The following is a 22,538-nucleotide window of genomic DNA, read 5'->3' as shown; positions in this document are numbered from 1 at the left end:
ATGAAGTCCTCCACCATGTCCGTGGTCCGCTCCTCCGGCCACGCGAGCGCGACGCCCGACTCGGGGGCTTCCACGACGGGGCGGTAGGTGAGGTCCTTGCGGTGGTGGAGGCGGGCGAGGGACTGGGGGACGACGAGGAGCCCGATCCCGGCCGCCACGAGTTCGATCGCGTCCGCTGTCGTGGCCGGGCGCTCGCGTGCGGGCAGGCCGGGGCGCTGCTCCCAGGCGAGGACGTCGTCGAGAGGGTGCAGCACGATGTCGTCGGCCAGGTCCTCGGCCGTCACCTCGTCGGCAGCGGCGACCAGGTGGTCCTTCGGGGCCACGACCACCGTCGTCTCGGTGTAGAGCGGGATCGCGCTGAAGTACGTACGGTCGACCGGGAGCCGGACGAGACCCGCGTCGGCGCCGCCGTCCCGCAGGACGGCGGGAGCTTCGGCCGGGGTCACGGGAACGAGGGTGAGGGGAATGTCCGGCAGCCGCTCGTTCCACGTCCGCACCCACTTCGTGGGCGTCACACCTGGGACGTAGGCGAGCCGGAACGAAGGGGATGTTTCCGAGCCTGTCACGTCGCCAGGCTACCGGGCGTGGTCGGAGGTACCGCACACGGTCGATACCCTTGACCTCATGACGTCGCAGAAGACCACCCAGACCATGAAGCCCGCGACAGCGGCGAAGAAATTGGGTGTGTACCTAGAAGCCACCCCCGCCGAGTTCCAGGAGGGCGTGGTCTCGCGCGACGAGCTGAACGCCCTCCAGAACGAGCCTCCCGAGTGGCTGGTCGAGCTGCGCCGCGACGGTCCGCACCCGCGCCCCGTCGTCGCCGCGAAGCTGGGCGTCTCCATCTCGGGTCTCGCGCGCGGTGGCCTCACCGAGGCGATGACCACGGAGGAGATCGAGGCGCTCAAGGCGGAGAACCCCGAGTGGCTGCAGAAGGAGCGCGCCACTCAGGCCGAGGTACGCAAGGAAGCAGCCCGCCTCAAGGAGAAGAAGGCGGAAGAGAAGGCCGAGGCGAAGAAGGCCGAGCGCGGCCAGGCCGGCTGACGAGGCCGCCTCGTCAGGTGGGCGTGACCGGCAGCGTGCAGCGGCGCTTGTCCTGGGCGTGGGCGCCGAGCCGGTCGCAGAAGCGGATGGCGCCCTCGTTCCAGTGCGGGGCCTGCCACTGGACTTCGGGCAGCCCCAGGGAGCGGGCCCGGGTGAGCACGGCCTCCATCGTCACCGGGCCTCTCCCCTCAGTACGTCGCCGCTCCAGGCGGCCAGCCGTCGCTCCAACTGGCCCTCACCGTCGAGCACATGGCGGCTGAAGGCATCGCGTTCATGGGTGAGCACGGCCGCCTCCCACACGCAGGGGGCGAGTCCCTGCCGTCCGGGGCGCAGCCCGGCGGGCTCCCCCGCGGGGCCGGTGAACACGGCCAGGTCGGACATGTATCCCTCGATCCAGGTGTGAACGAGCACGTAGTCGCCGTCGCCGCCCGCGTGGACGAGCAGTACGGCCAGACCCAGGGAACCGCGGGCGCGCGCCGACGCCAGGTGGTCGGCGGCGAGCGCCAGTGCGGTGTCCCTCTCCGGCTCGGCCACGGTGCGCCCGGGCGCCTCGACGGCGTACACCTTCACGAGATGCCCCGCCGCCTCGTGGGTGCCGAGCGGGGTGACGGTGCGCGCGTGGTATCCGTCGGCGAGCGCACGCAGACCGTCCTCGTCCACGGAGGCGGGAAGGCGTCCGGGCGTCACGTTCACAAGACCGTCCATACGGTCATCATGGCCGGGCTGTGAGGGCGTGGCCATCGGTTCCGGGGATTCGTCCGAGCGGCCGGAGGTTCCCCGCGGCATTCACACGCTCGGAGTTCCGTCAGCCGGGAGCCGCCCGGCGACCGGGAGCCGGTAGCCGCCTGGTAGCCGGGAGCCGTCCCGTGGCCGTACACGTGCCCGGCGGTCGCGGTGCGTCCGCCGGGGGCCGTGCGGAATCCGGTGCGGTTCTCGTCCCGGCGGGTCAGAGTGCGCGGCGGCGCAGCCACCACCAGGTCAGGGCGACCAGGAGCGCGGCCAGGCCGAGGCAGAGCGCGCCCTCGGTGAACTGGATCTGCCGCATCTGGGACAGCGGGTGGTACTCGGTGTGGTAATACGTCGCACCGTGCTCCGCGAGGCAGTTACGGAGCGCATCGCCACGGGCGTCGGCGCACAGGTTCGCCGGGAACGTCTCTCCTCCGGCGGTCGAGCGCTGCGCGGCGCTCAACACCCAGGAATCCTCGGCCAGTTGGGGAACCGCCTTGCTCACGTGGGTGATCGGCGAGGCCAGTTGGGGCCGCAGGAACTGGAGCAGGAGGGTTACGCCGCCGAGCGCGAGGAGCGTGGCCACCATGGCGGGGACGGTGCGGCGGATGAGCAGCCCTGCCGCGCCCCCGAGGGCGATACCGAGTGCCGCGTAGCCGACCAGGGCCGGCCCCGTGGGGGCGAAGGCCAGCGCGGAGTACCAGTAGATGCCGAGGGTGGCCTGCCCGGCGCCGGCCAGGACCCAGGAGGCCAGCCAGGCGGCGAGTCCGCACAGGAGGACCAGCCCGGCGAGGGGCAGCAGCAGCTTGTGGAGCAGCCAGCGCTGCGGAGGAACCGACTGGCTCCAGGCCACCCGGTGCGTACCGGCTTCCAGTTCCCTGGCGACGAGCGGAGCGCCCACGAACAGCCCGGCCAGGTACGGCAGCGCCAGGACGACAACGAGCAGTATCTGTACGAGGTCCTGGTACTGGGTGCGGTAGAGCTGGATCGCCTCCTGGTTCTCCGCGCAGCGCTCCGGGCCGCTGAAGAGGGTGCAGCCCGCGATGTCGTGCTGTTGCACGAACGTGGTGGTGCCGTGCCGCAGGTAGACGGCCGCGGCGGCGAGGGCGACGAGCAGCGCGAGGCCGGCCCAGACGGCGCCCCGGTGCTGGCGCCACACCAGCCACGGCATTCCGTGCAGCAGTTCCCTGCCGGTCTTCCGCTGGGCGGGTGCGGTCTCGCGTTCGAGGGTGGCGGCGCTCATGCGGCGTGGTCCTTCAGCTGGGCGGCGGGCATCTCGGGCAGGTCGGCGCTCGGCATCAGCAGCGCGGGCGCTTCGGGGGAACGGAGGTAGGAGAGCAGCAGTTGCTCCATGGACGGCTCGCTCACCGACCAGGCGGGGCCTTCGGGGAGCGGCGCGCCGCGGCGTACGAGCGCCGAGAACTGCCGCCCGGTGACCTGGGCCTCGACGACGGTGTGCGGGTCCAGCGCGGAGGGCAGCACGGGGCCGGTCGCTGCGCCGTCCTTGCGCTGCTGCCCGCTGTCGGCCGCTGGCAGGGCACCGACGACGAGGCTGTGTGCGGCGGCGAGTTCGTCGGCCTCGCCTGCCATCCGTACCCGCCCGTCGGCGAGCACCAGCAAGTAGTCGCAGACGCCCTCCAGTTCGGGCAGCGTGTGGGTCGAGGTGAGGACGGTGGTGCCGTACTCGGCCGCCTCGGCCATGAGCAGCGCCGTCATCTCGTGCCGTACCAGGGGGTCCAGGTCGGCCATCGGCTCGTCCAGCATCAGCATCCTGGGGCGCTTGCCGAAGCACAGGGCGAGTGCGAGCCGGGTGCGCTGGCCGCCGGAGAGGCTGCCGGCGCGGGCGTGCAGCGGAACGTCTCCGGCGCGCACGATGCCCTCGGCCCGCCGCTGGTCCCAGTTCGCCCTGTTCAGCTCGCGGCCCATGCGCAGCGTGTCGGTGACCGTCATCCGGGGGTAGAGCGGCTTGTTCTGGGCGAGGTAGCCGACCTGTTCCCGCGCCTGACGGGTACGGGGGTCGGCGCCGAAGACCCGGAGCCGGCCGGCCGATGCCTCGCCGAACCCGGCGGCCAGGGACAACAGGGTGCTCTTACCCGCACCGTTGGGCCCGACCAGTCCGCACACGCGCCCGGCCGGCAGCCGGAAGGAGCACTCCTGGAGGGCCCAGCCGCGCCGGTAGCGCATGCCCAGCCCGCTGGCTTCGATGGCGACCAGGCCGGCGTTCATGGAATCGAACTCTGCTGTGTTCACGTACGTGCTCTCTCGCTCGTGGAGGTGTGGGGGCCACGCGTCAGCCGACAGGTTCAGGCCCGGTCGGGGGAGAAGATCTCGGTGCGGCAGGCGTCGAAGAGGGCCGTCACGTCCTCGGCCTCCAGCCCGGACTCGGCCGCCCGCCGCATCCACTCCGCCAGTTCGCCGCGCAGGGGCGAGTCCGAGGCGCCGGGGTTGCCCAGGCCGCGCCGTACGAACGTGCCGCGCCCCGGCTGGAGTTCGACGAGCCCCTCGTTCTCCAGTTCCCGGTATGCCTTCAGCACCGTGTGCGGGTTGATCGCCGTCGCCTCGACGACCTCCTTGGCCGTGGGCAGCCTGTCCCCCGGCACGAGCGTGCCCACCCGCAGTGCCTGCTTCGTCTGCTGCACGATCTGCATGTACGTCGAGACGCCGCTGCGCCGCTCGATGTGGTATTTGATCACGTCCACCTTCGCTCAACCTCATTCTGCTAATGCAGTAGCACAATGAGGTTGAGGGACGGACTCCGCATTTGTCAATCGGCCACGGCGACGGGCCGGACCACCGGGGAGGCTGGGCACCGACACCGGCACCGCGACAGGCACCGACACCGGCTCGGCACGGCACGGCGCAGCACCGCGACGGCGGCCGGGGCGTTGCCGACCGCCCGCCGCCTCACATGCCGGCACGCGTCAGGCGCCGGCACGTCTCAGCCAGCGCGTCTCACACACCGGCACGCCTCACATGCCCGGCTCCTCCTCGGCGAGCTGCTCGTTCATCGCGCCGCGCAGCTCACTCAGGAGCGACTCGAACCGCTCCAGGAGTTCCGGGGGGTGACGGGCCATCAGCTTGTCCAGGCGCCTGCCGAGGGGGGCGAAGTAGACGTCGGCGCGCTGCTGGACGTGGGCGCTGCTGCGCAGCGTGATGACACGGCGGTCCTGGTGCTCCCTGCTGCGGATGACGTGTCCCGCCTCTTCGAGGCGGTTCAGGAGCGCGGTGGTGGCACCCCGGGACAGTGCGATGCGTTCGCTGAGACGCGCGGGTGAGAGCGGGGCGCCGCGCTCCTCGGCGGCGAGGATCTCCAGGAGCGCGACCGCGTCGGTGGAGTGCACGCCCAGCCAGTCGGCGAAGCGGCGGCTGAACTCCGCGTGCTGGACGCCGTACGCCCTGAGCCCCTCCATCAGTGCTTCCCGCTGCCCCGCGACGCCGTCGAGCGCCGGTTTCTCCGCCACGTGCCACTGCCTCCCTCTCCATGCCGTCACCCCGGCCCGTTGGACCGTTTTGACAATTTACCGCTCCTCGAATAATTCTATGGTGGAACTGTTTCACCATGGAAGGACATGGGATGCGTGACCCCTCCCCCACCCGCCGTTGGCTCGGTCTGATCGCCATCGCACTGGGTGTGGCACTGATCGTGGTGGACACCACGATCGTCAATGTGATCGTCCCGTCGGTCGTCGAGGACCTGGACGCGACCTCGGCCCAGACGCAGTGGATCCAGGAGTCCTACGCCATCGTCTTCGCGGCGCTCCTGCTGCTCACCGGGCGGCTGGCGGACATCTTCGGTGCCCGCCGTGTCTTCCTCTGCGGTGTCGTGGTCTTCGGTGCCACCAGCGTGCTGGCGGGGCTGGCGCCCGGCAGCGGCCTTCTCGTCCTGGCCAGGTTCCTGCAGGGCGCAGGCGCGGCCATGCTCCTGCCGACCTCGCTGTCCCTGCTGAAGGCGACGTTCACGGGAAAGGCGCGCGGCCAGGCGTTCGCCGTGTGGGGCTCGACCATCGGGGCAGCCGCCGCGCTCGGTCCGCTGCTCGGCGGCTGGCTCGCCGAACACGTCTCCTGGCGCTGGGCCTTCGGCATCAACGTGCCGCTGTCCGCGCTGGTCGCGGCCGGCGTGCTGCTGTACATGGCGCCCTCACCCCGTACCCGGGGACGCGTCGACGTGCCCGGCGCGCTGCTGTCTGTGGTCAGCCTCGGACTGCTCGCCTTCGGACTCGTGGAGGGCCGCACCTACGGCTGGATCAGCGCCGTACACCCCCTGGAAGTCCTCGGACTCACGTGGGACAGCGGGCCCTCCCCCGTGCTCGTGGCCCTCGTACTGGCCGCGGTCGCGCTGGCCGCTTTCGTACGGCGGCAGTCGGCGCTCGCCCGCGGGGGCGACCCCTCCCGGGTGCTGATGGACGTGAGCCTCTTCTCCATCGCCTCGTTCCGCGGCGGCAACATCGCCACCCTGATCATCGGTATCGGGGAGTTCGGCATCGTCGCCGTGCTCCCCCTGTGGCTCCAGTTCACCCTCGGCTACAGCGCCCTCCAGGCGGGGCTGGCACTGGTGCCCGTTGCCATCGGCAGCTTCGTCGCCAGCGGCGCCAGCTTCGGCATGGCCGCCAAGGTCTCCCCGCTGGGGCAACTGCGGGTGGGGCTTGCCCTGGAGGCGGTCGGGCTGGCCGGAGTCGGGCTGATCGCCACTCCGGACAGCTCCTGGTGGTCCGTCTCGCTCGTGCTGTTCCTGTACGGGATCGGCGTCGGCTTCGCCACGGCGCAGGTCACCAACGTCGTACTCGACGATGTCCCCGAGGACAGGTCGGGCCAGGCGTCCGGCGTCCAGAGCGCCTTCCGCCAACTCGGCTCCGCGCTGGGTATCGCCGCTCTGACCACGGTGTTCTTCACCACCCTCAGCAGCCGGTTGCACGACCGCCTCACGGATGCCGGGCTGACGGCCACGGCGTCCGACAAGTTCACGGGCGCGGTCACCGACAGCGCGGGCGCCGCCATCGGCCCCCTGGCCGACCACGCGCGTACCGCCTCCGTCGCGGACGCGGCACGCGCGGCGATGACCGACGGGGTCACCCTCGGCGGCTACCTCGCCGCCGGGTTCGTCGTCCTGGGGCTCATCGCCTCGTTCCTCATCCCCTCCACCCCCGCCAAGGAGACCGCCTTGCCCGCCCCGACGCCCTCCCCCGGACCGGAAACGGACCCCGTAGGACCCGCGCGTCCCGTGCGGTCCTGAGCCGGGCACCGGGCGACGGCGCGGGGCGCGTTCCCGTCCCCCGGCCGTCGCGTAGGTGTCCCGGGGTGTCACCCAGCGGCGGCCCGGCCCGCTGGCGCTGAAGCGCGGGGAGGGGCGGAGTTCCGCAGGGCGGTGACCGCGCGACGGGTGTCCTCGGTGACCAGGTCGGCGTTGATCTGGCCCGCGGCCGTGGCGCCCGCAGCCGCTGCGGCGCCGACCTGGGCGGGCAGATCGGTGACGTTGCCCGCGATCCACACGCCGGGCACGCCGGTACGGCCTGCCGCGTCGGCGGGCACGTACTCGCCGACGCCGAGCGGGTGTTCCTCCGCGTGCAGCCCCAGCTTCGCGAGGAAGCCGACGCGCGCCACCATCCGGGGCGAGACCGTCAGCGCCTCACACCGTACGAGCGTGCCGTCGGCCAGCCGTACGCCCGCGAGGCGGTCCCGCACGGTCTCGACGGCCGCCACCTCGCCCTCCACGACGGCGATACCGCGTGCGGCGAGCTGCTCCGCCTCCTCGGCCGACGGCGGCGGCATGGTGTGCGTGAGGAGCGTGACATCGTCGCTCCACTGCCGGAAGAGAAGCGCCTGGTGCACAGCCATGGGCCCGCTGGCCAGCACCCCGATGGCCTGGTCACGCACCTCCCAGCCGTGGCAGTACGGGCAGTGCAGGACGTCACGGGCCCAGCGCTCGCGCAGTCCCGGAACATCGGGCAGCTCGTCCACCAGCCCCGTGGCAACCAGCAGCCGGCGCGCACGGGCCGTCCTGCCGTCGGCCAGCGCCACCTCGAATCCTTCACCGGCGTCCGTACCGGGAGATACGGCGCCCTGGTCACCGTCCACGGCTCCGCCCGCACGGGTCACGGCTCCGCCGTCGCCTGACACGGCATCGTCGCCGCCGTTCACGGCTTCATCGGCGTGGGTCACGGTCGCGACCTCGCCGGGTACGACGTGGCCGCCGTAGCGCCGGACCTCCGCCCTGCCGCGCTCCAGAAGTTCGGCCGGTGGCATTCCGTCCCTGGCCAGCAGTCCGTGCACGCCGTCGGCCGGTGCGTTGCGCGGGGCGCCGGCGTCGACGACCACCACCGAGCGCCGGGCCCTTGCCAGCATCAGGGCCGCGTTCAGACCGGCGGCGCCGCCGCCGATCACCACCACGTCGTAGCTGTCCCGCAGTTCATCGGCCGGGCGCACTTCGCCGGTCATCCGCAGTTCCTCGGTCACCTTGACCACCTCCTCATGGCCCCGACCCTGCGGTACGACCCACGAGACAAGCAAGTCCTGTTGCTGTTATGGCAAGCTGGGGGCATGGACAACGATCTCGACGGCGCGCTCGAAGCGGTGGGACCACGACTGCGTGCGCTGCGCCGGCAGCGCGAAGCCACGCTGACCGAGCTGTCGGCCACGACCGGCATCTCGGTGAGCACCCTGTCCCGGCTGGAGTCCGGCACCCGTCGGCCGACCCTCGAACTGCTTCTCCCGCTGGCCAAGGCACACGGCGTCAGCCTGGACGAACTCGTCGATGCCCCGCCCACCGGAGACCCCCGCGTCCACCTGCGCCCGGTCACGCTGCACGGCATGACGATGCTGCCGCTGACCCGCAAGGCAGGCGGCATCCAGGCGTACAAGCTCGTCATCCCGGGCGGCGAGCCGCCCAAGGACCCCGTTCTCCAGACCCACGAGGGCTACGAATGGCTCTACGTCCTCAACGGGCGGCTCCGCCTCGTTCTCGGCGAACACGATCTGGTCCTCCCGCCGGGAGAGGCCGCCGAGTTCGACACCCGGGTGCCCCACTGGTTCGGCGCCGCCGACGGCGAACCGGTCGAGGTCCTCAGCCTGTTCGGCAGGCAGGGCGAACGCGCGCATCTGCGCGCCCGCCCCAAGGTGAAACCGACGGAGACCCCGGCTGCCACCGACGCCTCGGCGAACTCCACGGCGTCCCCCTCCTCCCGTTCCTCCCGCTCCTCCCCTGCCTCCCGCTCCTCCACGAAGGGCGATCTGGGCGTTTAATACCGTTATGGGAGGCCACCCGGGTGACATGACGCGTTACGGCTACTTCCTTTCGTCCGAGGAGTCGGGCCCCCACGAGTTGGTGGAGCACGCACGGCTCGCCGAGCAGGCGGGATTCGAGGGGCTGTGGATCTCCGACCACTTCCACCCGTGGAACGACGAGCAGGGTGAGAGTCCCTTCGTGTGGTCCGTCATCGGTGCGCTCGCCGAGGCAGTGCGGCTGCCCGTCGAGACGGCCGTGACGTGCCCGACGGTGCGGCTCCACCCCGCTGTTGTCGCGCAGGCAGCGGCGACGAGCGCCGCGCTGCTGGACGGTCGCTTCCGGCTGGGCATCGGCACGGGTGAGGCGCTCAACGAGCAGATACTGGGGGACGCCTGGCCCCCGGCGGGCGTACGCCTGGAGATGCTGGAGGAAGCCGTGCATGTGATGCGCGCGCTGTTCACCGGCAAGGAGACGAACCATCACGGCAAGCACTACACCGTGGAGAACGCCCGGCTCTACACCCTGCCCGAGCAGCCCGTCCCGCTGGACGTGTCCGCCTTCGGGCCCCGTTCGGTCGAGATCGCGGCGCGTATCGGCGACGGACTGATCACCATGGCCCCGGACGAGAAGGTGATCTCGCGCTTCCACGCCGCCGCCTCGGAGGCGTCGCAGGGAGCCGACGGCTCCGAGGGCTCAGAGCGCTCCGGGCCGAGCGGCAGGCCGGTCAGCGGAGGTCTCAAGGTGTGCTGGGACACCGACCGCGAGGAGGCCGTCCGGACGGTCCACCGGCTGTGGCCGAACCAGTTCCTTCCCGGCGAACTGGGCCAAGTCCTGCGTACGCCGCGCCACTTCGAGCAGGCGGCACAGCTCGTCACCGAGGAGACCGTCAGCTCCTCGGCCGTCTGCGGCAACGACGCCGACGAGCACGTCCGGGCGCTCCGCGCCTTCGCCGACGCCGGCTGCGACTGGGTCTACGTCAACCAGATCGGCCCCAACCGGCTGGGCTTCTTCGACTTCTACCGCAACGAGGTCCTGCCCCGCCTCAACGGCTGATCCACGCCCACCCGCTGAGCCAGGCCCATCGGTTGAGGCGGCGGCTCGTCCGTACCCGGGTCTACGCCCGCACCCGCGCGGCAACCGCGCGTGCCGCACGTGCCGTGAGCGTGGCGCCCAGCGCGGTCACGGTCGCGCCACCGAGGGCCTGCACGGCGAGGCGTGCGGCCCGCCTGCCGGGTGCGGGGGTGGGCTTCTCACGGGGCGCGTGGGTCTGGTCGCCGCGTGCGAGGCTCATCAACTGGGCGATGTGGAGCGCCGGTTGACCTGTGTTCGCGCCGGCGTCGGCGAGCTGGGTCCTGCAGGAGAAGCCGTTGGCCACGACGGCGGTCTCCGGCCCGGCCGCGCGGACGCCGGGCAGCAGCCCCTGTTCGCCGCAGTCCATGGAGATCCCGTACTTGCCGTTCTCGAAGCCCCAGGAACCTGCCAGGCCGCAGCAGCCGCCGGTGAGTTCCTCGGTCTCCAGGCCCATCTTCTCCAGCAGCCACCGTTCGCCGTCCGTACCTCCCGTGGCGCGCTGATGGCAGTGACCCCACAGCAGGGCCTTCTCCGGGATGCCGGGTCGTCGGCTTGACGTGGACGCGGACGCGGTCCCGGGGAGCGTGGGCGGGGTCAGCTCGAAGGCGCGGAAGAACTCGGCGAAGTGGTAGGTGCTCCCGGCCAGCCGGCGTGCGTCGTCGTCGTGCGGGAGGAGTTTGGTGAGTTCGTCCTTGAAGACGGCCGTACAGCTCGGTTCCATGCCGACGACGGGCGTACCGGCGTGCAGGTGGGGGCGCAGCACGTCCACGACGGCGTGCAGGTACCGTTCGGCCGCCCCGAGGAACCCGTAGTCGTAGAGCGGGCGCCCGCAGCACACGTGCTGTTCGGGCAGGATGACCCGGCGCCCCGCGGCCTCCAGCGCCTCGACGCAGGCGACGCCCGCTTCGGTGTGGAAGTGGTTGGTGAAGGTGTCGGGGAAGAGGACCACAGGCGGACCGCCGGGGTTGGCGCTGCCGCCCCGCTCCCTGAACCAGCGCTGGAGCGTCATGGGCGCGAAGGCCGGCAGCGGCCTGCGCCGGTCGATGCCCGCCACGAGCTTGGCGACGTGGGAGAGGCCGGGTGCATGGGTGAGGAGGTTCGCGGCTTCGGGGAAGCGCGAGGCGAGCCGTGCGCCCTGGTCGATGAAGCCGAAGGCGTAGGCGTGCCGGGGCCGCCACCGGCGCAGCGACTTGTAGTGGTGGTGCAGGAACTCGGCCTTGTACGTGGGGATGTCCACGTCGACGGGGCAGTCGCTGGTGCAGCCCTTGCAGGCGAGGCAGAGGTCCAGGGATTCCGCGACCTCCCTGGACTGCCATCCGTCCGTGACGGTCTCGCCCCGCAGCATCTCGTACAGCAGCCTGGCCCTGCCGCGCGTGGTGTGCTTCTCCTCGCGGGTGACCTGGTAGCTGGGGCACATGGTCTGCTCGGGTTCCGGGTTGCGGCACTGGCCGACGCCGACACAGCGCAGGGTCGCGTGCGTGAAGTCGCCCCCGTCCTGCGGGTAGGCGAACACGGTCCTGGGGTGTGCCGGTGCCGAGGCCGGGCCCAGCCGCAGGTCCTCGTCCAGCGGGTAGGCGTCGATGACCTTGCCGGGGTTCATCTTGGCCTCCGGGTCCCAGATCAGCTTGAACTCGCGCATGGCACGCAGGAGTTCGGGCCCGTACTGCCGCTCCAGCAGCTCGCCGCGCTGCTGGCCGTCCCCGTGCTCGCCGGAGAGCGAACCGCCGTACGAGGAGACGAGGTCGGCCGCCTCCTCCAGGAACCGCCGGTAGCGCGCGATGCCTTCCGCGCTGTGCAGGTCGAAGCTGATACGGGAGTGGATGCAGCCCTGCGCGAAGTGCCCGTACATCGCGCCGCGCAGGCCGTGCGTGTCCATCAGGGCGCTCAACCGCCGGATGTAGTCGCCCAGTTGGCCGGGCGGTACGGCCGAGTCCTCCCAGCCGGGCCACTGGTCGCCCGAGGGGGGAAAGGCCGTGGAGCCCAGGCCCGCCTCGCGGATGGCCCACAGGTCCTGGGCCAGGCCACCGGACGAGCCGTCAGCGACCGTGACACGGTCGGCGTCGTAGCCCTTGGTCCCCGTCAGCCACGCGGCGAAGGCGCGCGCCTGCTCGGCCGCGTCCTCGCCGGTGTCGGCGCCGAACTGCACCAGCAGCCATGCGCCTCCCTCCGGCCGGGGCAGCTCGCTGATGTGGGACAGGTTCATCTCCTGCCGCCACTGGTCCTCGATCAGCTCCTCGTCGAGCGCCTCCAGCCCGATGGGCCTGAACCGTTCGACGATGTCCGCGACATGCTCGGCCGCGTCGGCGATCTCCTCGTACTCGACGACCACCAGGCTGCGCTCCAGCAGTGCGGGCGTCAGCAGCACCTGGGCGCGCAGCACGGTGGCACAGGTGCTCTCGGTTCCCACCAGCGAGCGGGCCACGTTGAAGCCGTTCTCGGGGAGCAGTTCGTCGAGGTTGAACCCCGAGACCCGGCGCGGCATCCGGGCCACCGAAGGGAAGCCGGCCCGGATGGCGTCCGCGTAACGGTCGCGCAGGTCGCGCAGGCGCGCGTAGATCTCGCCCTTGGCCCCGCCGGCGGCGATGATCTCCTCCAGGGAGTCCTCCTCGTTCACGCCGACCCAGAAGCGGTCACCTCCGTAGGTGACGATCTCCAGCGCCTCGACGTTGTCGGAGGTGCGCGGCCCTGGACCGTAGAGCTGGGCCTGTACGGAGTGGATGCCGCAGGAGTTGTTGCCCACGTTGCCGCCGATCGCGCAGCGCGAGTGTGTGGACGGGTCGGGGCCGAAGATGAGATTCCAGCGGCCGGTGTGCCGGTTGAGCTGTTCGTTGATGACGCCGGGCTCGCAGGTGATGCGGCGCTGCTCGGGCTCGATCTCGCCGATGCGGGTGAGGTGGCGCGAATGGTCGATGACCACGGCGTAGTTCACCGTTTCGCCGGAGAGGCTGGTGCCGCCGCCCCTGTTGAGGATCGGCGCCCCGTACTCGTGGCACAGCCGGTGCACCGTGACCACGTCCTCGACGGTGCGCGGGGTGACCACCCCGATGGGGACCTGCCGGAAGTTGGAGGCGTCGTGCGCGTACATCGCCCTGGCGCCGGGGTCGAAGCGGACCTCTCCCTCGACGCTGTCGCGCAGCGCCTGGGCCAGTTTCCCGACGGCCAGCACCTGACGCGCCCTCGGCGGCCCCCCGGCCCGTGGGTCGGTCTTGGCGGGAATCTCCCGCGTACGGTCGTGCGGCGCCTCAGCCATGGATCTCGCCCTCGCTCGGAACCGGTGTCGTGCTCGGTGGGGAAGCCAGTGGGAACGCCGGTGAGGCGCACGGCGGCGACGGGGACGGCCGTGAGCCCGACGGCGGCGGGGGCGACGGCCGGCCGGGGCGGCTGCCGCGCACCCGGTACGGCTCGGCGTCGGCCCACCGGACCTCAAGGCCCAGCCCCGGCCGCTCGGGGGAAGGCCGCAGCACACCGTCGACCGGGGGCACAGCGCCGTCGAAGACCAGCCGTTCCACGCGTACGTGGTCGTGGAAGTACTCAAGGTGGCGCAGCCGTTCGACCGCACAGAACGCGTGCGTGGAGGCCGCCGGGGCACAGTGCGCCGAGAGATCCACCCCGTGAGCGGCTGCGGAACCCGCGACCCGGAGCAGTCCCGTGATGCCCCCGCAGCGCGTGACGTCCGCCTGGAGGCAGTCCACGGCTCCGCCGTCGAGCAGCGCCGTGAAGTCGCCCAGGAGGTAGCCGTACTCCCCCGCCGCCACCTCGATACGCCCGGGCGCGCTCTCCCGTACCCGCCGCAGCCCCACGGTGTCCTCGGAGCTGACCGGCTCCTCCAGCCAGCGCACGTCCCACTCCTCGGCCAGCCGCCCGGCCCAGTACTGCGCCTCCTTGCGGCCGAGGGCGCCGTTGGCGTCGGTGAACAGCTCCGTACGGTGGCCGATCGCCTGCCGTACGGCGTCCAGCCGTCCCGGGTCCTGGGCCGGGTGGCGGGAGATCTTCAGCTTCACCCGTGGGATGCCCTCTCCCACCCAGGCGCCGAGCTGCTCGGCGAGGCGGTTCACGGGGTAGTTCGTGAAGCCGCCGCTGCCGTAGACCGGCACCCGGTCGTGGAAGGCGGGCAGCGTCCGGTACAGCGGCACCTCCAGCAGCCGCGCCTTCAGGTCCCACAGCGCGAGGTCCACGGCGGACACCGCCATGGCACCCACGCCAGGCCGCCCCGCGTTGCGCACGGCGGCGGACATCAGGCGCGAGGTGGCGGCCGGGGCGAGCGCGTCCTGGCCGGTGACGACGGGGGCGAGCTGCGCATGGACGAAGTCGCCGACCGAGGCGTCCCCGTAGGTGTAGCCGAGTCCCGCACGGCCCAGCGCGTACGCCTGGACGACGATCACCGTGGTGGCCTCCCAGCGCAGGGTGCCGTCCTCCTCGACCCCGCCGGGACCGTCCGTGGGCACACGGAAGGCGTGCACGCCGATGTCCTCGACCCGCGCCTCAGGCCCGCCCATCGCTGTCACCACCTGCCCGCACCCTTGCTCCTCGACCCGGCGCCGACTCGCCCCGTTGGCCCGGCACCAGCTCACACCGTTGATCCGACAGACCGTGGGTACCTCGCCCGTGCCCTCCGAAACGGACGGCTCACCCGCGGCGGGCGGCGTGCCTGTGGCGGGCGAGCAGCGTGTCCATGGGCGGGGTGGCGTGCCCATGGCGGGTGGCGTCGTCGGCCGAAGGTGGCGTCGTCGGAAGGTGCCGCCATCGGAGGGTGCCGTCATCCGATGGAGGCACGGTTTGCGCGGGTGACCGGCGTGGGACCCGATGCGGGACTGTCGCGTCGACCGTGTGGATAGGAAAAATCATGGGGCAGCAAGTAGCTGACTACGTTCTCGGGCGCATCCGCGAGTGGGGCGTCCACCGGGTCTACGGCTATCCGGGCGACGGCATCAACGGCATGCTGGGCGCCTTCGACCGCGCCAAGGGTGACCCCGAGTTCATCCAGACCAGGCACGAGGAGATGGCCGCCTTCATGGCCTGCGGGCACGCCAAGTTCACGGGCGAGGTCGGCTGCTGCACGGCAACCTCGGGGCCTGGCGCGATCCACCTGCTCAACGGCCTCTACGACGCGAAGCTCGACCATCAGCCGGTCGTGGCCGTGGTCGGACAGCAGAAGCGCATGGCACAGGGCACCCACTACCAGCAGGAAGTCGCCCTGGAACATCTCTTCGCCGATGTGTCCGAGTACTGCCAGATCTGCATGGATCCCGGACAGGTACGGCATGTGATCGACCGTGCGTTCAAGACCGCGCTCACGATGCGCGGTGTGGCCACCATCATCCTGCCCGAGGACATCCAGGAGGCCGAGGCCCAGCCCTCGCCGCCCAAGAGCCACGGCTCGGTCTTCTCCAGCGTCGGCTGGAGCCAGCCGCGGGTGCTGCCGAACAAGGACGAGCTGCGCAAGGCCGCCGACGTGCTCAACGAGGGCAACAAGGTCGCCATGCTCGTCGGGCAGGGCGCCGCCAACGCCGAGGCCGAGGTCATCGAGGCGGCGGAACTGCTCGGCGCCGGTGTCACCAAGGCGCTGCTGGGCCGCGAGGTCGTCTCCGACGAACTCCCCTTCGTGACCGGCCCCATCGGGCTGCTGGGCTCGAAGGCCAGCGACGACATGATCATGAACTGCGACACCCTGTTCATGATCGGCAGCAGCTTCCCCTACGGGGAGTGGCTCCCCGACGAGGGCAGCTGCAAGGGCGTGGAGATCGACATCGACGGCCGCATGATCGGCATCCGCTACCCCATGGACGCGCACCTCGTGGGCGATGCCAAGGAAACGCTCAAGGAGCTGATCCCGCTTCTGCACCGCAAGGAAGACCGCTCGTGGCGCGAGGGGATCGAAGAGAACGTCCGCACCTGGAACACGGTGCTGGACAAGCGAGCGGGGCAAAATTTTGAGGGCAAGGTCAACCCGCAGGCGGTCGCCCACGAGGTCTCCCCGCTCCTCCCGGACGGCGCCATCCTCACGGCCGACTCCGGCTCGGCCACCAACTGGTGGGCCCGGCACGTCAAGCTCCGTGACGGCATGCGCGCCTCGCTCTCCGGAACCCTGGCCACCATGGGCCCCGGCGTCCCGTACGCGATCGCCGCGCGCTTCGCCTACCCGGAAAGGCCCGTGATCGCCTTCGTCGGGGACGGTGCCTTCCAGATGAACGGCATGAACGAAATGATCACGGTCAAACGCTATGCGGACCGCATGTCGGGATCCGCACCGCTGATCTTCTGCGTGTTCAACAACCAGGACCTCAACCAGGTCACCTGGGAGCAGCGCGCCATGGGCGGCGACCCCAAGTACCCCGGCTCCCAGTACATCCCCGACTTCCCCTACGCCCGCTACGCCGAGCTGGTCGGCCTGAAGGGCATCCACTGCGACGACCCGAAGAAGGTCACCGAAGCCTGGCAGCAGGCGCTGACCAGCGACCGGCCTGTGGTGCTGGAGTTCGTGGTGGACAACGAGATCGCCCCGATCCCACCGCACATCATGAAGGACCAGGCGAAGAAGGCCGTCAAGGCGGGGATCAAGGACCCGGAGCGGACCGGAATCGCGGCGAAGGGCTTCCGCCAGAAGCTCACCGACGTCTACGAGAACCTGCCGGGCCGCAAGCACGACTGAACACGCCTGGCGCGCTCCCGCGCCGGCACAGCGCGGAGTGGTGACCGCGACCGGCGCGGGAGTGGTGACCGGCCCTGGTCCCCCGCAGAGGTGCGGGGGACCAGGGCCTGGCGCAACCCATCGGGGACCTGGCTGGGGACCTGACCGCGGTGACCTGACCGGGGCGACACATGGCGTTCCCGCCCGGCGCGTGACCGCGCCGGAGCGGTCGCCGGTACGTCGCGGGAGCGGGGCGCCGCTTCCGGGCCGCCACAGCTCCGGCGGAGCCGTCACAACACCGCCGGAGCCGTCAACAACCCCGGCGGAGCCGTCGCGGCTTCAGGAGCCGCACGTCACAGCTCCAGGATCCAGGCCAGGAAGTAGACGACGAAGCAGGCGACGATCACGCCGATCACGATCACCGGCGCCTTGCTCCACCCCTTGACGGGGTTGTGCTTCTCGTCGGGCCCCGCGTCCGGGGTGCTGCCCTCGGCCGGAGGTGTCTCCCCTGGCGGCACCGTGCCGCCGCGCTCCAGACCGGGGGTGCGGTCGGGATCAGGATCGGCTTGTCCGGGTGTCATGACCGACGGGTGGACCTCTGGGCGCCTTCTACACGTGGGGTACGGGATTTCCTCACCGGGCACCGAGCCCTCCCTGCTCCGCCCCTGCCCCGCCCTTTCGCTCCCCCGGTGACTCCGCCTCCAGCGGCTCCCGGGTGGTCTGAGCCATCCGGGCCCCTTGGCTGAACAGCGCGTTTCGGCACCGGCCACGCGGATACCCCTGGCCAGGTCGCCACATTCGCAGCCAGGAGGAACCATGGCGCCCCCGACGCACGAGAACGAGCCAGCCGGAGAACCCAGCATCCCGGGCCGTCCGGGGCCCGAGACCCCGCAGTTGGAGGAGCCGACCACTCCCCGCGAACCGTTGCCTGCCAAGCGGGACCAGTCGGGTCCTGAGGTGTACTCACCGACGGGGGACCCGGTGGACGCCGACCCGGAGGTACGGGCGCAGACGGGCCCCCGCCTGACGACCGCGCAGGGACTGCGGCTTCCGGACACCGACCACTCGCTCAAGGCCGGGGAGCGCGGTCCCGTACTGCTCCAGGATCACCACCTGCGCGAGAAGGTCATGCACTTCGACCACGAGCGCATCCCGGAGCGTGTGGTGCACGCGCGCGGTGCGGCTGCGCACGGGGTCTTCCGCGGTTACGGCACCGCTGCCCAGGTCTGCAAGGCCGGGTTCCTGGCCAAGGACGCCGAAACGCCGGTGTTCGTCCGCTTCTCCACCGTGCTCGGCTCGCGTGGCTCGGCCGACACCGTGCGCGACACCCGTGGTTTCGCAACCAAGTTCTACACCGCCGAGGGCACCTTCGACCTGGTCGGGAACAACATCCCGGTGTTCTTCATCCAGGACGCCATCAAGTTCCCCGACATCATCCACGCGGGCAAGCCGCACCCCGACCGGGAGATCCCCCAGGCGCAGAGCGCGCACGACACGTTCTGGGACTTCGTCTCGCTGCACACCGAGGCCACGCACCACACCTTCTGGAACATGTCGGACCGGGGCATCCCGCGCTCGTTCCGGATGATGGAGGGCTTCGGTATCCACACGTTCCGGCTGGTCAACGCGCAGGGCGACACCACGCTGGTGAAGTTCCACTGGAAGCCCAAGGCCGGGGTGCACTCCCTCATGTGGGAGGAGGCCCAGATCGCCAACGGCATCGACCCGGACTTCCACCGGCGCGACCTCGCGGACGCCATCGAGGCGGGCGCCTATCCGGAGTGGGAGCTGGGCATCCAGACCTTCCCCGACACCCCGGAGCAGACCTTCGAGGGCATCGATCTGCTCGACCCCACCAAGATCGTCCCCGAGGAGTGGGCGCCGGTGCAGCCCATCGGACGGATGACGCTGACCGCCAACCCGTCCAACTTCTTCGACGAGACGGAACAGGTCGCCTTCCACCCCGGCCACCTCGTGCCCGGCATCGACATCACCGACGACCCGCTGCTGGCGGGGCGCCTGTTCTCGTATCTCGACACCCAGATCAGCCGGCTGGGCGGTCCCAACTTCGCGCAGATCCCGATCAACAGGACCCACGCGCCCGTCAACGACATGCTGCGCGACGGCATGCACCAGACGGCCGTGCACTCCGGCGTCGCGCCGTACCACCCCAACTCCCTCGACGGGGGCTGCCCGTTCCAGGCCGGCGCCGCCGAGGGCGGTTACGTGGAGGTGCCGCTGGAGATCGCCTCCGGGGCCAGGAAGGTGCGCGAACAGCCCGCCTCCTTCGACGACCACACCACCCAGACCCGCCGCTTCTGGCTCAGCCTCACCCCGGTGGAGCGCGAGCATGTGATCGCCGCGTACACCTTTGAGCTGAGCAAGTGCTACGAGGACACGGTCAAGGAGCGCAACCTGCGGGTACTGGCCGACATCGACCCCGTGCTGTGCACCCAGGTCGCCGCCGGGCTCGGCATGCCGGCCCCGGACCCTTCGGGCCCGCTCCCCCAGCTCGACCCCAGCCCCGCGCTCTCCCAACTCGGCGGATCCTGGCCGACCGACGGCCGGGTCCTGGGCATCGTCGCCGACGAGAACAGCGACCTGGCAGCCCTGGCGTCCCTGCGCGGCGCGGTGCTCGACGGCGGCATGGTCCCGCTGGTGATCGCCCCGCACGGCGGAACGCTGAAGAGCGGCGGCGCCGCACCCGTGGTCGTTCAGCGCACCTTCGCCAACGCGCGCTCCATCGAGTTCGACGCGCTGCTGGTCGCGGGCGTGCCCGCGCAGGGCGACGACGCCTACGGTGCGCGGGACGTGAAGGCGGGTCAGGGGCTGGGAAGCGGCGGTACCGACCCGCGCGTCCTGCACCTGCTGGCCGAGGCGTACCGGCACGCCAAGGCGCTGGGCGCCTGGGGCGGCGGCGGTGATGTGCTCAGCGCGGCCGGCTGCCCTGCCGGAGTGCCGGGAGTCATCGTGGACGACGACCCGCACACGGTCCTCGACCAGGTCAGGACGCTGCTGGAGACCCACCGCGTGTGGGACCGCTTCCCGCCGGCCCCCTCCGTCTACTGAACCGACCGGCCGCGGCACCGAGCCGCCGGAGCACCGAGCCGCCGGAGCACCGGGCGGCCGGAGCACCGGGCGGCCGGAGTACCGAGCGGACAGCGCCCCGGAGCACGCGTGCTCCGGGGCGCCGGCTATGCCAGGGAGAGCAGTGCGACCGCGGCCCCCGCGCAGACGAGGCCGAGCGCCTGTGCCCGGGTGAGGCGCTCACGCAGGACGGTGACGCCGAGCAGGACGGGGATGGCCGGATAGAGCGCGGTGAGGACGACGGCGAGGGACAGCAGTTGCTCGCGGGTGGCGAGGGTGTAGAGCGTGATCGCCACCGTGCCGAGCGCCCCGGCACCGAGGCAACCCCAGGCGGGTCCCCGGGGCATGCGCAGCCGGCCCGGCCGGTGTACGGCCAGGGGGAGAAGGGCCAGGACCGAGGCGGCGCGGCTGGCGACCAGGGGCCACAGGCCGGCGGCCGGGTCGGCCTGGGAGAGCGCGACGAACTGGAGGGCGAAGCCGACTCCGGCGAGGAAGCCGTCACCGGCTCCCGAGGCGGTGGCGGTTTCGCCGTGTGTGTCGGCGCGCCCTGAGCGGGAGATGAGCCACAGCGCGGGCGGCGCCACGGCGATGCCGCACCAGGCCGGCAGCCCCGGCCTGTCGCCCAGCAGCGCGACGCCCACGAGTACCGGGAGGGCGACGGCTGCCACGTCGCTCAACGGAACGACGACGCTGAAGCGTCCGCCGCTCATGCCCCGGTAGAGGAAGGCAACGCCCAGACCTGTACCGACTCCCGAGAGCGCTCCCCAGCCCAGTGCGCCGGCGCCGATGTGCGGCGCTGCGACGAAGGGCGCGACGGCGAGGACGAGGGCCGTGCCGCCCATCTGGCCGATGAGGGCCACGGCGGCGCTGTCCACGCGGCGCGCTAGCAGCCCGTTCAGGAAGTGCGTGGCCCCGAAGTACAGAGCCGACATCAGCGCGAGCGTCTCACCCATCGTCCTGCCGTATCCCCTCACGGTGTACGCGGTCCGCCCGGCACACCGGGCACGTCGTGCATGCCTCATGCGTGGCCGGGAAAGGGCGGTCCGAAACAGCCGCACCCGGGCCGGTGTGAGCGCCCCCGCGGCCCCGGCCGGTGCGGGTTTCGTACGGCGTGCGTGGTGTTACCCGGCGCCCGACAGGCACGTCATTCGACAGGAGAGGACACGCCGTGAGTACTGCGCAGATCGAGCGCGCCCAGGCCGCACGGCTTCCCGAGGACGACGTCGTCGGCATCCTGCTGACGCAGCACGCCCGGATACGCGACCTGTTCGCCGCCGTGCGTAACGGGCCGGCCGAGCGGCGTCAGGAACGGTTCGACCAGCTGAGGATGGTGCTGGCGGTGCACGAGACCGCCGAGGAGATGGTCGTCAGGCCGCGGACGAAGGAGCTGGTGGGAGAGCGGGAGGCCGAGGCACGCAACGAGGAGGAGAAGGAGGCCACCAAGGTTCTCTCCGAACTGGAGCGGCTTGACGTCGACAGCGAGCGATTCCGTACCCTGCTCGACGAGTTCGAGGAGTCCGTGAGCGAACACGCCGACCGCGAGGAGCGCGAGGAGTTCACCGTCCTGCGGCGCGTGTACGACCAGGAGCAGCGCAGCCGGCTGGGCAAGCGGCTGCTGGCCGTGGAGAAGGTGGCGCCCACCCACCCGCACCCGGCCACGGCAGGATCGAGGACGGCGCAGTGGGCCGTGGGCCCCTTCGCCTCCCTCGTCGACCGGGCCCGTGACGCGGTCAACTCGACCCGCGGCCCGAACGACGACTACTGACGCCCTGCCCGGCCACTCCCCCGGGCGCCGGGCCCCCTGCCCCCGGGCCCCGGCAACCACGCGCGTCCCAGATGCGGGCATTCTGGGCCAGTGCCCGCATCCGGGATGCGCGCGGCGCGGTCAGGCGTCGGGACCGAGTCGGGACCGAGGAGTCAGTCGGCGGGACCGAGGAGCGAGAACAGGGCGCCTTGCGGATCGCGCAGCGTCACGGCGGTACCCCGGGGCGTCTCGTAGGGCAGCGTGACGACCTCGCCGCCGGCGCCGACCGCGGCAGCCGTCGCCGCGCCTACGTCCCGCACCGGGAAGGAGACCTCCCAGCGGGCACGCAGCCGGGGGTCGGGCGTCGCCTCAATACCGCCTCCGATGAGTGCGGCGACCGGCTCACCACCGACGAGGAGCCGCACCTCGTCGTGCTGTTCCTCGTAACTCACCCGGTAGCCGGGGGACTTGGCCCAGTCGAAGACCTCACCGTAGAAAAGGGCGGCGGCGAACGCGTCGTTGGTGTGCAGTTCCAGCCAGGCAGGCGCATGCCCGGCGCCGATGGCCCAGCCCGGAGCGCGGTCACCCTCCCACAGCCCGAAGGCGGCGCAGTCCCGGTCGGCCGCCACCACCGCACGGCCCCTGCCCAGCTCAAGGGGGCCGACAGCGACGGTCGCGCCCCGCTCCACGACGCGCGAGGCGGCCTCATCCGCGCTGGTCACGGCGAAGAACACCGTCCAGCGCACCGCCAGCCCCGGCGAGACACTCGTCTCGTTGAACCCCGCGACCGGCTCACCGTCCTGCGTGGCCACCCGGAACTCAGGCCCCAGCGTGCCGTCCTCGAACGACCAGTCCAGTACCGCTCCGTAGAAGTCCTCCGTCGCTGCCATGTCACCCGTTGTCAGGCTCACCCAGCAGGGCGCCCCTGAAGCCGCATCCATCTCCACACCTCCGCCGACGCCACGCGCCGGCACGATATTCGTCCCCCTCGGCCCCTCACCCCTTCCGCCCCTCGCCCCTCG

General features: G+C 71.6%; 19 protein-coding genes and 1 pseudogene. 7 read left to right on the top strand and 13 right to left on the bottom strand.

The window, feature by feature from the left end; genetic code table 11:
• Positions 1-566 (bottom strand): LysR family substrate-binding domain-containing protein (locus tag NMN56_RS09640; RefSeq protein ID WP_283742479.1); only part of this gene is annotated, 566 nt, incomplete at its 3' end.
• A gap of 58 nt (positions 567-624) precedes the next feature.
• Here NMN56_RS09640 and NMN56_RS09635 point away from each other — a divergent pair.
• A complete protein-coding gene (locus NMN56_RS09635; RefSeq protein ID WP_274042515.1) occupies positions 625-1,041 on the top strand; it encodes a DUF5997 family protein in 417 nt (138 codons plus the stop codon).
• Between the two features lie 13 nt (positions 1,042-1,054).
• Here the strand turns inward: NMN56_RS09635 and NMN56_RS09630 are convergent, their stop codons facing one another.
• From NMN56_RS09630 to NMN56_RS09605, 6 genes are all read right to left on the bottom strand, one after another.
• A complete protein-coding gene (locus NMN56_RS09630) occupies positions 1,055-1,216 on the bottom strand; it encodes a GNAT family N-acetyltransferase (protein WP_274042514.1) in 162 nt (53 codons plus the stop codon).
• Positions 1,213-1,746 carry a hypothetical protein gene (locus NMN56_RS09625; RefSeq protein WP_274042513.1) on the bottom strand — a complete coding sequence of 178 codons (534 nt, stop codon included), beginning with the start codon at positions 1,744-1,746 and terminating at the stop codon, positions 1,213-1,215. Before NMN56_RS09625 ends, NMN56_RS09630 begins: the two co-directional genes overlap by 4 nt.
• A 241-nt stretch (positions 1,747-1,987) precedes the next feature.
• Positions 1,988-3,010 carry an ABC transporter permease subunit gene (locus tag NMN56_RS09620; RefSeq protein ID WP_274042512.1) on the bottom strand — a complete coding sequence of 341 codons (1,023 nt, stop codon included), beginning with the start codon at positions 3,008-3,010 and terminating at the stop codon, positions 1,988-1,990.
• On the bottom strand, positions 3,007-4,017 hold the full coding sequence (locus NMN56_RS09615) for an ABC transporter ATP-binding protein (protein WP_274042511.1): 1,011 nt from the start codon (positions 4,015-4,017) through the stop codon (positions 3,007-3,009). The genes NMN56_RS09620 and NMN56_RS09615 overlap by 4 nt, the downstream gene beginning before the upstream one ends.
• A gap of 53 nt (positions 4,018-4,070) precedes the next feature.
• Positions 4,071-4,460 (bottom strand): GntR family transcriptional regulator, encoded by a 390-nt coding sequence (locus tag NMN56_RS09610; protein WP_274042651.1) that lies wholly within the window; start codon positions 4,458-4,460, stop codon positions 4,071-4,073.
• Between the two features lie 276 nt (positions 4,461-4,736).
• Positions 4,737-5,177 (bottom strand): MarR family winged helix-turn-helix transcriptional regulator, encoded by a 441-nt coding sequence (locus tag NMN56_RS09605; RefSeq protein ID WP_274042650.1) that lies wholly within the window; start codon positions 5,175-5,177, stop codon positions 4,737-4,739.
• A gap of 164 nt (positions 5,178-5,341) precedes the next feature.
• On the opposite strand from NMN56_RS09605, the gene NMN56_RS09600 reads away from it, so the two are divergent.
• Complete coding sequence (locus NMN56_RS09600) at positions 5,342-6,997, top strand: MFS transporter (protein WP_274042510.1); 1,656 nt, start codon at positions 5,342-5,344, stop codon at positions 6,995-6,997.
• Between the two features lie 68 nt (positions 6,998-7,065).
• On the opposite strand, the gene NMN56_RS09595 is transcribed toward NMN56_RS09600, so the two are convergent.
• Positions 7,066-8,199 carry an NAD(P)/FAD-dependent oxidoreductase gene (locus tag NMN56_RS09595; RefSeq protein WP_274042649.1) on the bottom strand — a complete coding sequence of 378 codons (1,134 nt, stop codon included), beginning with the start codon at positions 8,197-8,199 and terminating at the stop codon, positions 7,066-7,068.
• Positions 8,200-8,301: 102 nt separating this feature from the next.
• Here NMN56_RS09595 and NMN56_RS09590 point away from each other — a divergent pair.
• Both NMN56_RS09590 and NMN56_RS09585 read left to right on the top strand, forming a co-directional pair.
• A pseudogene (locus tag NMN56_RS09590) lies at positions 8,302-8,877 on the top strand (helix-turn-helix domain-containing protein); the annotation flags it as partial.
• Between the two features lie 154 nt (positions 8,878-9,031).
• Positions 9,032-10,039: a TIGR03557 family F420-dependent LLM class oxidoreductase gene (locus NMN56_RS09585; RefSeq protein WP_274042648.1), complete on the top strand. Its 1,008-nt coding sequence runs from the start codon at positions 9,032-9,034 to the stop codon at positions 10,037-10,039.
• Between the two features lie 61 nt (positions 10,040-10,100).
• On the opposite strand, the gene NMN56_RS09580 is transcribed toward NMN56_RS09585, so the two are convergent.
• Both NMN56_RS09580 and NMN56_RS09575 read right to left on the bottom strand, forming a co-directional pair.
• A complete protein-coding gene (locus NMN56_RS09580; RefSeq protein WP_274042509.1) occupies positions 10,101-13,307 on the bottom strand; it encodes an FAD-binding and (Fe-S)-binding domain-containing protein in 3,207 nt (1,068 codons plus the stop codon).
• Complete coding sequence (locus NMN56_RS09575) at positions 13,300-14,553, bottom strand: enolase C-terminal domain-like protein (protein ID WP_274042647.1); 1,254 nt, start codon at positions 14,551-14,553, stop codon at positions 13,300-13,302. Before NMN56_RS09575 ends, NMN56_RS09580 begins: the two co-directional genes overlap by 8 nt.
• Positions 14,554-14,900: 347 nt before the next feature.
• Between NMN56_RS09575 and NMN56_RS09570 the strand changes: the two genes are divergently transcribed.
• Entirely contained in the window at positions 14,901-16,706 is a 1,806-nt protein-coding gene (locus NMN56_RS09570; RefSeq protein WP_274042508.1) for a thiamine pyrophosphate-requiring protein, read from the top strand.
• A 332-nt stretch (positions 16,707-17,038) separates the two neighbouring features.
• Here the strand turns inward: NMN56_RS09570 and NMN56_RS09565 are convergent, their stop codons facing one another.
• The gene (locus NMN56_RS09565) at positions 17,039-17,266 is read right to left on the bottom strand and encodes a DUF6480 family protein (protein ID WP_274042507.1); all 228 of its coding nucleotides are present in this window, start codon (positions 17,264-17,266) and stop codon (positions 17,039-17,041) included.
• A gap of 235 nt (positions 17,267-17,501) precedes the next feature.
• On the opposite strand from NMN56_RS09565, the gene NMN56_RS09560 reads away from it, so the two are divergent.
• Positions 17,502-19,754: a catalase gene (locus NMN56_RS09560; protein WP_274042506.1), complete on the top strand. Its 2,253-nt coding sequence runs from the start codon at positions 17,502-17,504 to the stop codon at positions 19,752-19,754.
• Positions 19,755-19,879: 125 nt separating this feature from the next.
• Here NMN56_RS09560 and NMN56_RS09555 read toward each other — a convergent pair whose 3' ends face one another.
• Complete coding sequence (locus NMN56_RS09555) at positions 19,880-20,725, bottom strand: EamA family transporter (protein ID WP_274042505.1); 846 nt, start codon at positions 20,723-20,725, stop codon at positions 19,880-19,882.
• A gap of 215 nt (positions 20,726-20,940) precedes the next feature.
• Here NMN56_RS09555 and NMN56_RS09550 point away from each other — a divergent pair, with 215 nt between their 5' ends.
• A complete protein-coding gene (locus NMN56_RS09550) occupies positions 20,941-21,537 on the top strand; it encodes a hemerythrin domain-containing protein (RefSeq protein ID WP_274042504.1) in 597 nt (198 codons plus the stop codon).
• Between the two features lie 152 nt (positions 21,538-21,689).
• Here NMN56_RS09550 and NMN56_RS09545 read toward each other — a convergent pair whose 3' ends face one another.
• Positions 21,690-22,457 (bottom strand): VOC family protein, encoded by a 768-nt coding sequence (locus tag NMN56_RS09545; protein ID WP_274042503.1) that lies wholly within the window; start codon positions 22,455-22,457, stop codon positions 21,690-21,692.
• Between the last annotated feature and the right edge of the window lie 81 nt (positions 22,458-22,538).

Source organism: Streptomyces iconiensis, from assembly GCF_028657195.3.
Taxonomy (GTDB): Bacteria; Actinomycetota; Actinomycetes; order Streptomycetales; family Streptomycetaceae; genus Streptomyces; species Streptomyces iconiensis.
Note: the sequence above shows the minus strand (reverse complement) of the source record. Positions and strands in the feature narration are given on the sequence as shown.

Bases quoted from the DNA above. Each gene is read 5' to 3' on its own strand.
- NMN56_RS09555 (WP_274042505.1), bottom strand. From the start codon at position 20,725: ATGGGTGAGACGCTCGCGCTGATGTCGGCTCTGTACTTCGGGGCCACG.
- NMN56_RS09635 (WP_274042515.1), top strand. From the start codon at position 625: ATGACGTCGCAGAAGACCACCCAGACCATGAAGCCCGCGACAGCGGCG.
- NMN56_RS09620 (WP_274042512.1), bottom strand. From the start codon at position 3,010: ATGAGCGCCGCCACCCTCGAACGCGAGACCGCACCCGCCCAGCGGAAG.
- NMN56_RS09560 (WP_274042506.1), top strand. From the start codon at position 17,502: ATGGCGCCCCCGACGCACGAGAACGAGCCAGCCGGAGAACCCAGCATC.
- NMN56_RS09545 (WP_274042503.1), bottom strand. From the start codon at position 22,457: ATGGATGCGGCTTCAGGGGCGCCCTGCTGGGTGAGCCTGACAACGGGT.
- NMN56_RS09625 (WP_274042513.1), bottom strand. From the start codon at position 1,746: ATGGACGGTCTTGTGAACGTGACGCCCGGACGCCTTCCCGCCTCCGTG.
- NMN56_RS09600 (WP_274042510.1), top strand. From the start codon at position 5,342: ATGCGTGACCCCTCCCCCACCCGCCGTTGGCTCGGTCTGATCGCCATC.
- NMN56_RS09595 (WP_274042649.1), bottom strand. From the start codon at position 8,199: ATGACCGGCGAAGTGCGCCCGGCCGATGAACTGCGGGACAGCTACGAC.
- NMN56_RS09565 (WP_274042507.1), bottom strand. From the start codon at position 17,266: ATGACACCCGGACAAGCCGATCCTGATCCCGACCGCACCCCCGGTCTG.
- NMN56_RS09585 (WP_274042648.1), top strand. From the start codon at position 9,032: ATGACGCGTTACGGCTACTTCCTTTCGTCCGAGGAGTCGGGCCCCCAC.
- NMN56_RS09570 (WP_274042508.1), top strand. From the start codon at position 14,901: ATGGGGCAGCAAGTAGCTGACTACGTTCTCGGGCGCATCCGCGAGTGG.
- NMN56_RS09575 (WP_274042647.1), bottom strand. From the start codon at position 14,553: ATGGGCGGGCCTGAGGCGCGGGTCGAGGACATCGGCGTGCACGCCTTC.
- NMN56_RS09605 (WP_274042650.1), bottom strand. From the start codon at position 5,177: ATGGAGGGGCTCAGGGCGTACGGCGTCCAGCACGCGGAGTTCAGCCGC.
- NMN56_RS09580 (WP_274042509.1), bottom strand. From the start codon at position 13,307: ATGGCTGAGGCGCCGCACGACCGTACGCGGGAGATTCCCGCCAAGACC.